Origin of the sequence: Nocardia stercoris (genome assembly GCF_003696265.1) — a bacterium.
Lineage (GTDB): Bacteria > Actinomycetota > Actinomycetes > Mycobacteriales > Mycobacteriaceae > Nocardia > Nocardia stercoris.
Window position 1 is genome coordinate 1 of record NZ_RFFH01000035.1, and the last position, 12,333, is coordinate 12,333.

The window sequence follows — 12,333 nt, forward strand, 5'->3', positions numbered from 1 at the left end:
CGGCACGGCCGGTTTCGTGGTGGTCGTGGTGACCGGCGGCTTGGTGGTCGTGGTCACGGGCGGCTTGGTGGTCGTGGTGACCGGCGGTGTCGTGGTCGGTGGTTGTGCCGAGCCGAGCCCTCCCAGGATCATGCGCACGAACCCCAGGAAGTCGGGCAGCTGCAGGCCCTGGTCCGCAGCGGCGGCGTCGGCGTTCAACGCGATGTCGTTGGCGACCGGGTCGATCGAGGCGCCGCCGATGTGGTCGGACTGCTCCGCCGGCAGACTCCGGATCCAGCCGCCCACCTGGTCGAGCTGGTCGAGCAGTGTGCGCTCGTTGTGCTGCTGGTCCTTGACCTGGTAGCCGGCGACCTCGACCGCGGCGCGGGCACCGGCCTGGTCCGGCCCCGCGGCCAGACCGACCATCGGTGTGCCGGACTGGTCGAGCCAGGCACCGGCGAAGGACTCGGGGTACTTCGCGCGCATCGAATCGGCGAACGCCGCCAGCTGCTGGCCGGTCTCCGCCCGGTCGAGGTACTGGGCCGGGGTGAGCCCGAGATCGCGCTGGATCGCGGCCACCAACGCAGCGGGCAGTGCGGGCGCTGGTGCCTCGGGCTCGGCGTGGACCAGGGACGCGGCGGGCGCGACCAGAAGCAGCGCTGCGGTGCCGATCAGCGCGGCGCGGCGAGCAGGAAAACTAGGCATGAGGGTCTTTCGGATTGCGGGTAGACGAACAGGACTCGCGACGCGAGGTGGGCTGATTTCCCCAGCACTATTCGAAACTGCCTACGGACCGCGAATACTGGCGTGTGCGTCGAGAAACGCCGAAACACCATGAAATGCAAGCGTTTTCAGTGCTCCGGCACTATTCGCGATGAGGTCTCACGGTTGCCGCGACCATGATTTCTGTAGCTCGTTCGGGCGCCCGGCCCGAGGGAGAGGCAGGCAGGGCCCCACGATGGGGGTGGTCAGTCGGCCGTGCGTGTGCCGGCCGAGCCGGTGCTCAGCAGTTTCTTCAGCTCCGCGACAGGGAACCCATGTTCATCTCCATCGGTCGGGTATTGATCGCGAGCGGTCGAACTCGCTGTGCAGAGGTTAGCCAGAACCGGATTCCAAGAGAAACCACAGTTTCGTGTCCACCCACAACCATCGACTGTTGTTGTTTGTGGTGGCATTCGGCCGATAACCGGCGCGGCGGAACGGTCTGCGGGAGGCACATGATCCGGCCGGTGAGACTGCCGGCGAACCGGCCGTATGGCACCTGACCCGCTGCCGCGTCAGCTCGGCGACACCGCGGTGCACGTCAGCAGCGACCCGGACAGTATCCGGGTCTACGTCGCCCGGCTCGCCGAGCTGCCCTACCGGCGGCTGAATCTGGACGACGAGTCGATCGAGGTGACCGACGCCGTGATCACTGACCGGCGCACCGGCCAGCGACCTCGGCGGCAACTGGTCGCCGTGATCGGGAAGTGCACGTCCATCCAGGAGTGCCGGGCCACGACGAAGCTCGATCACCTGTCGGTAACCGGGGAGCAGCCGCCGGCCGTCGGTCAGTGGCACCGCTGGCCCGCGCACACCGCGCAGGGCTGGGTTCCCGGCCCGGGGCGGTAAACGCCACGCGGGCAACCGTTTCCGCCGAGAGCGTCAGCGCCCCGGCGTGTGTGCCCCCGGCGGGGCATTATAAGGATGGGAACGGTGCCGACCAGCGGTTTTCGTGGGGAACGTTGACAATCGAAGCGGGGTCCCTGGGTCCACACCGCGATCGAAGGTGTCGTCCCGCTGACCGCGATCGGTCCGGTGCGGGTGTGCTTCAGCGGAGTCCTCGCCGGGACCGGTTTCCGGTGTTCGAGATCGGCGGAGGTCCCCGGCAGTCTGCTTTGGTGGACGACAACTGCGGCCTCGGTGGTCGCGCTCCCGCTTCCGTGAATAGCTTCCGATCGTGTTTATCTTCCCGTGGGGTCGTATCCGCGAATAAGAGGTTCTCATGTCGCTGCGCTTCGTACTGCGGTTACCCCATTGCCCGGTACGAGGCGCGTTTCGATTGCCCGGCGCCGTATCAGCAAGCGGAATCAAACAACTTTTTGTTGTCGAAGCACCACTAAGAACGGTTTCTCTTCATCCTTTTCTCAGTTTAGGGTCTCTCGGGAGCGATGTTGCTCACACCCGACACGCTTTCGTATCGCGATCCCATGCTCGATACCAGGCGCGCCGGTGGCGATGAAAGTAGGAGAAATTATGGGTTCCGCGGAACAGCTCATCGTGCAGGCACTGCTCGGCCAGCTGCAGAAGATGCTGCTCGGGAGCCTCTCGGGCCTGATCGCCTGATCCGGCTGAGGCGGGCGCGCCGCTTCCTCGCGCCCGTTCTCCGGCCGTGCCCGGTACCTGCACACCGGGTACGGCCTCTGGGGTCGGCCAGTCCGCCCTATCGAACGGGCATTCATGCCCGTGCTATCGCGCCGATGCGAAATCGACTGTCCCCCAACCTGGCTCGTTCCAGTTTCGAGGGGCCGTGCTCGGCGCTCCACCTCTCGGCCGCTGCCGACGGACCACCGTATGTGAGTTCGCCGCTCAGTGCCCTCAGTGAAACAGGACACCGTCATGACTCATCGAGCAATCACTCGCGCCACCGCCGGCACCGCCGCTACCCTCGCGATCGGCGCGCTGACCGCGCTCGCCGCGGGCACCGCCGGCGCGGCACCGGGAACCGTCACCTGGACTCACGGTGCCACCACGTACACCCGCACCATCAGCGACGCGAACCCCACCGTCGGCGAGACCATCACCGTGAGCACCCAGATCAAGCGCACCGATTCGACCAACGAGACGATCAACTGGTTCCGGGACATGCACCCGGCCTGCCTGACCTACGTCACCAACTCGGCGAAGGTGACCGACGACAGCGGCTCCAACCCCGTCGAGCCCTACCTCAACATCCTGTCCGACCGGATCGAGGGCGACTTCACCGCCACCGACTACCAGATGGTCGCCACCAGCTCGCCGGTCACTTTCAGCGCCCAGTACAAGGTCGGCGCCAGCTGCACGCCCGGCTCGGCCATGACCGACGGCATCGTGTACCTCTCCTCTCTCGGCCGTTTCGACTACGGCAACCAGGGCCCGGCCATCAACGTCACCGCGGCCACGCACGCGACGGTCACCCTCGCTCCCGTCACCGGCGCGACCGTGGGTCAGGCCACCACGCTGACCGCCACGGTCAGCCCGGCGAATGCCGGTGGCACGGTGTCGTTCTCGGACGGCACTACCGTGCTGGGCACCGGTACGGTGAACGCCTCGGGCACTGCCACCCTCTCGTGGACCCCGACGGCGGCCGGTCACCACTCGATCACCGCGAACTACTCCGGCACCGGTACGGCGACGACGACCGGCACGGTCACCGTCGCCGCCGCCGGCGGCGGAACTTCTACCGGCAGTGCAATCCCGTCGTTCCTCGCCGGCTTGAGCTCCGGCAACTAGATTCTGTCTCGACGTGAGTAACGGGGTGGCACCACGTGGGGTGCCACCCCGGTCTCCGGGTAGCAGTTGCCCACGTCTCGGGTGCCCTGGCAGGACACACAAAACGGGATGATGGTTCGAAGCCGTTTACCATCAACAGATGTCAGTCGACCGCAGAGATTCGCTCTCGGCCCGCTGGAAGCGTGCATGGCATGCCGTTCCATCCGGCAATATTGCGTCCGGTCCGACCCGAGGTGATTGACAATCAAACCCGGTCGCGTAGTCGGCAAATATTGTTTCAGTTATTTATCAGGTGCCTCTAATGTTCACCCCGCCACGCAGCGGCGAGCGGTTCCACCGCTTCCGCTTACGCCGCATCGGTCTTGGCGATTGCTCCGTGTCTCGAGGAAATCGAATGATGTTGACCTATTCCCGCTTTCCGCAGCGGCCGTGGTGGGGGGTGCTGACCGTGCTGACCCTGGTTTCCGGAGTGGTGTTGGCCGTGGCGGCGCATTCCGCGCCGCCGGCGCATGCTGCGCCCTGCCCGATCGTCGGATCGGTCGATTGCACGACAATTACGCCGCCGAAAACGACACCGCCGACAACGACGACGACGACGGTGACTCCGCCGCCGACAGCTCAGTTGAAGGGGCCGCTGAGCACTCGTGGCCGCTACATCGTCGACGCGAGCGGGAACCGGGTCAAGCTGATGTCCGGTAACTGGCACGGTGCCAGCGGGACCTGGAACGGCAGCGGCGACGATGAGGACCCGGCCAACAACCATGCGGGTGAGGTCGGGCATCGGGCGCCGCTGGGTCTGGATCGTGTCCCGCTGGACAAGCTGGTCAAGGACTTCCGTGCGCTGGGGTTGAACAGTGTCCGGCTTCCGTTCTCGAACGAGATGATCACCGACACCCGACCAGTGCAGGGTTTGACCATGAACGCCCAGCTCAACGGCCTCACGCCGCTCCAGGTGTTCGACCGGGCGGTCACGGCGCTGACCGACGCGGGTCTGGGTGTCATCCTCAACAACCACACCACGTCCACGCTCTGGTGCTGCGGCAACGACGGCAACAATTTCTGGAATTCGGGACAGGACACCCAGAAATGGGTGGACGACTGGGCGTTCATGGCCGCCCGGTACCAAGACAATCCAGGGGTCATTGGCGCGGACCTGCGCAACGAGGTGCGGCGGACCACGTACAACGACCCCAACTGGGGGTGGGACGACAACCAGGACTGGGAGGCCGCCGCCCATCAGGCCGGCGACCGGATCCTGACCAGTGCCAACTCGAATCTGCTCATCATGATCGAGGGCATCAACTGGACCGGCATCCCCTCGGACCTGTTTCCGCACGAGCGGCCCATGCTGAAGCCGGTCGCCGGGCTGTCGGAAACGTTGAAGGTTTCGCACAAGCTTGTGTATTCGGCGCACTTCTACGGCTACATCGGCCCGAACCACACCGGTGCGACCGGGCTGGGTGAAACCCACGACACGCGCTTCCGGGAGATGTCGCGCGATGACCTGTTCAATTCCATGGACCAGCTGGCCGGATACGTCGCCACCACCCAGGACCAGCACTTCACCGCTCCGGTATGGGTGAGTGAATTCGGTGTCGGCAAGGACGGGACCGATCAGGACAAGACCTGGTTCGCGAATATGGTCGACTATCTGATCAGCCGGGACCTGGACTTCGCCTACTGGCCGATCGTCGGGTTCCAGCACCAGAATCAGGGCGACAACTGGGCGTTGCTGCGCTACGACACCGACGGCAGCATGCGCAGCGTCACCGACAGCGACGACTGGCGTGGCGCGGCATTCCGCCGGCTGATGGCCGCGCCCGGGCTTACCGGCCAGGTTGCGCCCGTGCGTACCTGGTCGATGCTCAACGCGATCCACGACGACCACAACGCGTCGGTGCAAGCCGACTACGATTGGGACAGCGGCGCCCACAAACTGGTCTGCCCCGACGATCAGCGCCTGATCGGGATCAGCGCCACGGGGCAGGGTGGGCTGTGCACGGACGCGACCGAGGGCAACCTGAAGGACCAGGGCTCGACGGCGACGGTGGTGAACACAGAGAACGTGGACACCGACTGGGCCACCGGGTTCACGAAATACCAGTGCCCCACAGGGCAATTCATGATCGGATACAGTCTGCGCGGTGACGGGATGTCGGCGGTCCTGTGCTCCCCGAGTCGTATTCCGCTGGGTGGCGGGGGCCGGACCGTGTGGGATGACAAGGGTGACAACCGCCCTGCCTCCGGCGAGGGTGGCGATTACGCTCCCGGCTACTACAAGGGGCAGTGCAACTCCGACGAGTACGCGGCGGGTATCGGCTTCTCGTGGGGCAGCAACCGTCACGGTCATCCGGACGTGCTCTACTGCCGTCCGCTCGGATGAACATAGCCGGCTGTACCTGATATCGAGCCTCACCCGGTCCGCCGGGTGGGGCTCGGTCCGTTCCACGGTGCGGCGCGAGCCACGCCAGGGAAGCTGCCGTTCGTACGCGTGGTACTGGGACCGCCCGACCCAGCGACGACCTTCGCTTTCAGTCCCCGGAGGGTCCACAACCCAGCAGCGCAGCTCGGGCCGCCTGGTCGGTGTCGGCGTCTCGACCGCGTACGGACCTGCTCTCCCCCCAACGGCTACGGGAAACCGCCGCGCGCTTGAACGCGGCGGCTGCGGACCACGGGCACGAACTGGCGACGGTCTTCTACGAGGACTCACCGCAGAGTGCGACCCTGCCCGAGGCGTTCGCAGAGCTCACCATCGAGTGCCGGCGCTCCGGCGCGCACGCCGTGTTCACCCTCCCCGGGTATCTCGGCGGCATGGCGGTCCCGCGCATCTGCCTGCTCGACTTCCTCGCCGCCCGCGGAAACGCCCAGGTCGGGGAACTGGTGGCTTGAGATCCGACGGCACTCGATCCGGAGAACGTTGCACGGCGAAGGTTGCCGAAGTCCAGGAGAAGGCCGCTGCGGCCCGGCCGATCCAGCGAACGATCGCCGCGACCGAGCAATCGCCGGTCTCGAAGGTTGCCGGCGAATCGGTGCGGGGGATGGGGTGCTGTTCGCGTGTGGTGGCGTGATCCCCTCGATTACCGATGGCTGATCCGAACCCTGGAAACCCGGGGGGCGTTGTCCACGATGAAGGGCATCATCGCGACAGTCGGCGCTATCCTGTCGGCATTCCGGGAGCGACATCCCGGAGTCACTGTGGAGTGGCGGCAATTCACGTACGAGGACCCGTCGGCCGGACTGACCAGTGGCGTGGTGGATGTCGCGTTCACACGGCGGCCGTTCGTGGACGACGGGATCGGGTTCGAGACGTTGTTCGCCGAACCGCTGATGGTCATGGTGCCCGCGAATCATCGCCTGGCGCAGCGGACCGAGGTGTTCGCGCACGAGCTACTCGACGAACCCCTGCTGGGCGCGGCGACGACCGATCCGGTGTGGAATGCCTTCTGGGAGTTGGCGGCTCACCGTGACGGGCGCCGCGCGCCGGTCGTGACCCGATCCAACTCGCTCCTCGAGGAGCTGCACAAGGCCGCCACCGGGGTCGGGGTGGTGGTTACGGTGGCCTCGGCACCAGCCGAATCCCGCTGCCCGGGATTCGGCTGGTGCCGATCGCCGACACCGCGCCGAACGAGGTCGCCGTCGGCTGGCGCGGCGACAACGAGGCCCCGCTGGTCCGCTCGTTCGTCGACATCGCGCGCACGGTGCGCGACGCTCATCCGGAACTGATCGCGCGACTGCAGAAGCCCGATTGCGCGGACCGCATCGTCCCGGCGCAGCTGTGATCGGAATCCACAATGATTCGTGGTCGGCAATCCAAAAATAGTGGTTTCCCTTGTCTGATTTCCGCCGATACTATTTCCCTAGTGAGCGGAATTGATCGCCACAAGGCTCGTCTCACCCCGCATCCCTCGTCCTGCGGGGTGAGATATGCCGAATTTCCGGTTCGAATGAAGGAGCATTCATATGCTGGGTTCCGCGGCCAACATTCTGGCACAAACAATCGTCGGCCAGCTGACGCACCTGATCCAGGCTACGCTTTCCGGCGTGAAGAACTAGGCTGTTCCCTGAGTGAGCTGAGGGGGTGGCGCCGTGCATGAACTGGCGCCACCCCCTCGGTGTGGGCCACCCTTCCATATGCTGCATCCGAATGCTGGATTCGACAACAATTGCTTGTCAGCAGACCGTCAACAATGATTTCCGATCGTTTCGTCTTTCGGTACCCACTTTCCGGTGAGCAGATCTCGTTCACGCTCGACGCGCCCCGCATCGAGGTCACCTCATTGCCTGATACGCAGTGCGTTTCAATGCATGGTACCGCCGTGTCCGTGACCGGAATTAGACAACAGTTCATTGTCGAGGCATCACGAAGAGTGGTTTCTGTTCGCTCTCAGCTACCCCTAAGGTATTCCACGAGAGCAGCTTACACCCGGCTTGCTTCGTATCCCACAGTCCGATGCTCGATAGGAGGCGTACCGGTCTCGATGGAAAGAAGGAAAGAAATCATGGGTTCCGCGGAACAATTCATCGTGCAGGCACTGCTCGGCCAGCTGCAGAAGATGGTGCTCGGCAGCCTTTCGGGTAAGACCGTCTGACTCGACGCAGGGCGGGCGTGCTCTTCCTCGCGCCCGCCCTCGGCCGTACCCGGTTCTTGCCGACCAGGTACGGCCTGTCGGGCCGGCCGGTCCGACCACCTGGACCAGGCACCTCTGCCCGTGCTATCGCGCCGATGCGAAATCGACTGTCTCATAACCTGGCTCGTTCCGGGTCCTCAGGACCGTGCTCGGCGCTCCACCTCTCGGCCACTGTGGCCGGACCACCGTATGTGAGCTCACCGCTCAGTGCTTTCAGCGAAACAGGACATTGTCATGACTCATCGAGCCTTCACTCGCGCCACCGCGGGCGCTGCCACGACCCTCGCGCTCGGCGCGCTGACCGCCCTTGCCGCGGGCACCGCCGGCGCGGCTCCGGCGACCGTCACCTGGACCAACGGCGCCTCCACCTACACCCGCACCATCAGCGACGCGACCCCCACGGCCGGTGAGACCGTCACCGTGAGCACGCAGATCCAGCGCACCGATTCGACCAACGAAACGGTCGACTGGTTCGAGGACTGGCACCCGGACTGCCTGACCTATGTCACCGACTCGGCGAAGGTGACCGACAACAGCGGCGCCCACCCCGTCGATCCGCGCACCACGTCCATCATGCCCAACTTCGTATTGGCTGATTTCAGCACCGCCAGCTACAAGGTGACCGCGAGCACGTCCCAGCCGGTCACCTTCAGCGCCCAGTACACAGTCGGTGCCGGCTGCGCGACCGGTACGGCCCTCACCGACGGCATCGTCTACAACTCCTCAGCCGGCACCTTCACCTTCAACACCCAAGGCCCCGCCATCACCGTCACCGCAGTCGCGAACTCGACGGTCACCCTCGCTCCCGTGGCGGGCGCTACCGTGGGCCGGGCCACCACGCTGACCGCGACGGTCGCGCCGGCGAATGCCGGTGGCACGGTGTCGTTCTCGGACGGCTCCACGGTGCTGGGCACCGGCACTGTGGACAACACCGGCAAGGCGACCTTCTCGTGGACCCCGACCGCGGCCGGCAGCCACTCCATCACCGCGAACTACGGCGGATCAGCCGCCGCCGCCACCGCCACGACCACCGGCACGGTCACCGTCGCCCCGGCGACAACCACGGCCCCGACCACCACCACGACGGCCTCAACCACCACTACGGGCACTGTGCCGTTCGACTACGGCGCCATGCTGACTCAGGTTCTCACCTTCCTCGGTGCGGGCAGCTCGATCAACTACCACCCCTGATCGCCGCATTGTCCCGGCCACGGCATCGCCGCCGCCCCCTGGCCCCTGTCGCCGCGCTCGGCCTCGACGCTCTGGCCATGCCCGAACATCTCGATCCGAAAGAACCCCATGCGTAGTACCCATGTCCGCCGTGCCGCGATGATCGGCACCACGGCTCTGCTTCTGATCGCGCCCGGCGCGGCTCTCACACTCGCGCAGCCCCCCGCGCCGGCGCCTGCGCTGCCGGCGGACCTGGTGGCCGCGATCCAGCGCGATCTCGGACTAAGCCCGGCTCAGTACCTCGACCGGGCGGAGACCGGCCAGAACCTGGTGCGGTTCGCCGACTCGATGCGCGCAACCTTCCCCGAGTCCTTCGCGGGCGCTTGGCTCGATGCCGACGGCACGCCGATGGTCGGTCTAGCCGACGGAATCGACAAGGCCGCCGCCCGTACCGCGGTCGAGGCCGCGGGCTATCAGGTGAGGGACCAGCAGCACAGCGAGCGCGCGCTGCTCGACCAGTTCGGCCAGTTGAGCGACTGGATCCGGAATCTTCCCTCGGAGCTGTCCGGTCACGTCAAGGGCGCCTCGATCGACCCGGTCCACAACGACATCGCGTTGAAGACCGACGCAGCCGCGCAGGGGCAGGGCCTGCAGTTGCCCGATTTCCTGGGGTTCGTGCGCGTGATCCTGGGATCGCTCGGCTCGGCCCAACAACCGACGACTCAGCCGCCGGTCACCACGACTACTGCACCGCCGGTGACCACGACTACTACATCGCCGACCACCACGACGACCGAACCGCCGGTGACCACGACAGCACCCCAGCCGCCGGCCCACGATGCCATGCTCGGTGGCGACCCCTACAGCGCCGACGGCCTCAACGCCTGCTCGCTCGGTTTCAATGGCACCGACCATTCGGGCAATGTGGTGAACATCAGCGCTGGACACTGTGATCCGAACGGACAGAACGCGGGTACGCCCGACGCCACGGTCGCCTACGAGGGGAATTCGCACGACGGCTCTGTGCACACCCCTCGCTTCGGCACCTTCGACAAAACAGTCACCGATAACGTCGACTTCTCGGTCATCAAAATCGACAAAGAGGTCGCCGGCCGGTTCAAGAACAATTTCGTTCGCGTCCCGGGCGGGGACCCGCTGCCGATCACCGGCATCGCGGATCCCCTGGTCGGGGCGCCGGTGTGCAAGTCCGGCGAGAAGGCCGGCTTCAACTGCGGCACCATCTCCGACGTCAATCAGACCCTTGTCATCGACGACTATCGCACCCTGAAAGATTCCTTCGTCGCGACCGTCGCGTGCGCGCTGCCGGGCGACAGCGGTGGACCCGTCGTGACCGGGACCATGGCACTGGGCATCTCGAGCGCCGGTGACAGTCCGACTCAGGCGGACTGCGACAACTGGCATTACACCAACGTGTGGGCGACGCCGATCAAGGCGATCCTCGCGGCAGACGCCGGCCTGAAGGTTCGGACCAACTAGCTTCTTCCCGAAGTGAGTTGATGGTGTGGCACCGCGCAGCGGTGCCACACCATCAACTGTGTTCAGTGAGCCTTTTTCATCGTGCAGGCCGGCTGCGTGAAGCTGCCGGGCCTGCAGTACGTGGATGGCTCGGGCGAGTCGATCGGCTTTGTGTGGGCTGCAGTGTAGTTTCACAAGATTTTTCTAGGTCTTGAGCTGTTCGAATGCCCGCTCACTCAGGCCACGCAGCCGGGCGTGGGCACGGTTGGCGGATCCGCCCCGACCTGCCGCTCGCACAATCAGGGCTGGAAGCAGAAGCTCGATTTCGCGGACCGCACCGTGCGTGCGGATCTGTGATCGGAGATCCACAATGATTCGTGGTCGGTAATCTGCAAACAGTGGTTTCCCTTGTCTGATTTCCGCCGATACTGTTTTCGTGGTGAGCGGCACTGCTCGCCACAAGGCTCGTCTCGCACCGTATCCCTCATCGCGGGGTGAGATGTGCCGAATTACGGTTCGAATGAAGGAGAATCCCTAAGGGTTTCGTGGCAAACGCTCTGGCGCAAGCAATCGTCAGCCAGCTGACGCACCTGATCCCGGCTGCTATTGTTCAGCGAGGTCCGGCCTACGAGGAACTACAATAATTGCTTGTGGAAAATCTGCACACAGTGATTTCTCTTTTATTCCGCCGGGTTCTAGCATTTCCCGATGCGAGCGGAAATGATCGCGATCGAATGTAGTTCCCAATGACGCAAATGGAACCGCCCCCAATCCGCATGCGCCGCCGAACCCGAATAATCCCACCATCCATCGGTAGGCGACGGCGGTCTGGCCATCTCGGTCACCGCCCCGGCCCCGACGCCCTTGGCCATGCCCGAATACCCCGATCCGAAAGAATCCCATGCGTAGTACACACGCCCGCCGTGCCGCGATGATCGGTACCACGGCCCTGCTTCTGACCGTGCCCGGCGCGGCCCTCACGCTCGCGCAGCCCGCTGCGCCGGCGCCCGCTGCGCCGGCGTCCGCGCTGCCGGCGGACCTGGTGGCCGCGATCCAGCGCGATCTCGGACTCAGCCCGGCCCAGTACCTCGACCGGGCAGAGACCGGCCAGAACCTGGTGGCGTTCGCCGACTCGATGCGCGCGACCTTCCCCGACTCGTTCGCGGGCGCTTGGCTCGATGCCGACGGCACGCCGATGGTCGGTCTGGCCGACGGGGCGGACAAGGCCGCTGCCCGTACCGCTGTCGAGGCTGCCGGGTATCGGGTGAAGGATCAGCAGCACAGTGAGCGCACGCTGCTCGACCAGCTCGGCCAGTTGGGCGACTGGATCCGCAATCGCCCCGTGGAGCTGTCCGGTCACGTCGCTGGTGCCGCGATCGACCCGGTCGCCAACGACATCGCGTTGAGCACCGACGCTACCGCTCAGGGGCAAGGCCTGCAGTTGCCAGACTTCCTGGGGTTCGTGCGCGTGATCCTGGGATCGCTCGGCTCGGCCCAGTCGCCGACCACCACGACGACCCAGCCGCCGACCACTACGACGACCAAACCGCCCGTGACCACGACCACCAAGCCGCCGGTCACCACGACCACCACGAAACCGGCCGTGCCG

Annotated in this window: 7 protein-coding genes and 3 pseudogenes; 9 read left to right on the plus strand and 1 reads right to left on the minus strand. The window is 65.6% G+C overall.

Translation table 11 applies throughout. The annotated features are described in order from the left end of the window. Nucleotides 1-684 (minus strand): annotated as a pseudogene (locus EBN03_RS33200) (hypothetical protein); the annotation flags it as partial. A gap of 549 nt (nucleotides 685-1,233) precedes the next feature. Between EBN03_RS33200 and EBN03_RS33205 the strand changes: the two are divergent. The 9 genes and pseudogenes from EBN03_RS33205 to EBN03_RS33240 all read left to right on the plus strand — a co-directional run. Next, the gene (locus EBN03_RS33205) at nucleotides 1,234-1,590 is read left to right on the plus strand and encodes a hypothetical protein (RefSeq protein WP_122192133.1); all 357 of its coding nucleotides are present in this window, start codon (nucleotides 1,234-1,236) and stop codon (nucleotides 1,588-1,590) included. A 987-nt stretch (nucleotides 1,591-2,577) separates the two neighbouring features. Further along, a complete protein-coding gene (locus tag EBN03_RS33210) occupies nucleotides 2,578-3,450 on the plus strand; it encodes an Ig-like domain-containing protein (RefSeq protein ID WP_147471799.1) in 873 nt (290 codons plus the stop codon). Between the two features lie 394 nt (nucleotides 3,451-3,844). Further along, on the plus strand, nucleotides 3,845-5,833 hold the full coding sequence (locus EBN03_RS33215) for a glycoside hydrolase family 5 protein (protein ID WP_199743082.1): 1,989 nt from the start codon (nucleotides 3,845-3,847) through the stop codon (nucleotides 5,831-5,833). A gap of 266 nt (nucleotides 5,834-6,099) precedes the next feature. Beyond that, complete coding sequence (locus EBN03_RS33220; protein WP_122192135.1) at nucleotides 6,100-6,339, plus strand: hypothetical protein; 240 nt, start codon at nucleotides 6,100-6,102, stop codon at nucleotides 6,337-6,339. A 237-nt stretch (nucleotides 6,340-6,576) separates the two neighbouring features. Continuing rightward, nucleotides 6,577-6,993: pseudogene (locus tag EBN03_RS35960) on the plus strand (LysR substrate-binding domain-containing protein); the annotation flags it as partial. A 56-nt stretch (nucleotides 6,994-7,049) separates the two neighbouring features. Next, the gene (locus EBN03_RS35415) at nucleotides 7,050-7,229 is read left to right on the plus strand and encodes a hypothetical protein (protein WP_233608809.1); all 180 of its coding nucleotides are present in this window, start codon (nucleotides 7,050-7,052) and stop codon (nucleotides 7,227-7,229) included. A gap of 1,083 nt (nucleotides 7,230-8,312) precedes the next feature. Beyond that, nucleotides 8,313-9,269 carry an Ig-like domain-containing protein gene (locus tag EBN03_RS35650; RefSeq protein WP_122192137.1) on the plus strand — a complete coding sequence of 319 codons (957 nt, stop codon included), beginning with the start codon at nucleotides 8,313-8,315 and terminating at the stop codon, nucleotides 9,267-9,269. A 108-nt stretch (nucleotides 9,270-9,377) separates the two neighbouring features. Continuing rightward, nucleotides 9,378-10,745 carry a S1 family peptidase gene (locus EBN03_RS33235; RefSeq protein WP_122192138.1) on the plus strand — a complete coding sequence of 456 codons (1,368 nt, stop codon included), beginning with the start codon at nucleotides 9,378-9,380 and terminating at the stop codon, nucleotides 10,743-10,745. A gap of 880 nt (nucleotides 10,746-11,625) precedes the next feature. Next, nucleotides 11,626-12,333 (plus strand): annotated as a pseudogene (locus EBN03_RS33240) (hypothetical protein); the annotation flags it as partial.

What these genes read in the sequence shown, in the direction of transcription:
- EBN03_RS33205 (WP_122192133.1), top strand. Translation starts at nt 1,234, where the DNA reads ATGGCACCTGACCCGCTGCCGCGTCAGCTCGGCGACACCGCGGTGCAC.
- EBN03_RS33210 (WP_147471799.1), top strand. Translation starts at nt 2,578, where the DNA reads ATGACTCATCGAGCAATCACTCGCGCCACCGCCGGCACCGCCGCTACC.
- EBN03_RS33215 (WP_199743082.1), top strand. Translation starts at nt 3,845, where the DNA reads ATGATGTTGACCTATTCCCGCTTTCCGCAGCGGCCGTGGTGGGGGGTG.
- EBN03_RS35650 (WP_122192137.1), top strand. Translation starts at nt 8,313, where the DNA reads ATGACTCATCGAGCCTTCACTCGCGCCACCGCGGGCGCTGCCACGACC.
- EBN03_RS33235 (WP_122192138.1), top strand. Translation starts at nt 9,378, where the DNA reads ATGCGTAGTACCCATGTCCGCCGTGCCGCGATGATCGGCACCACGGCT.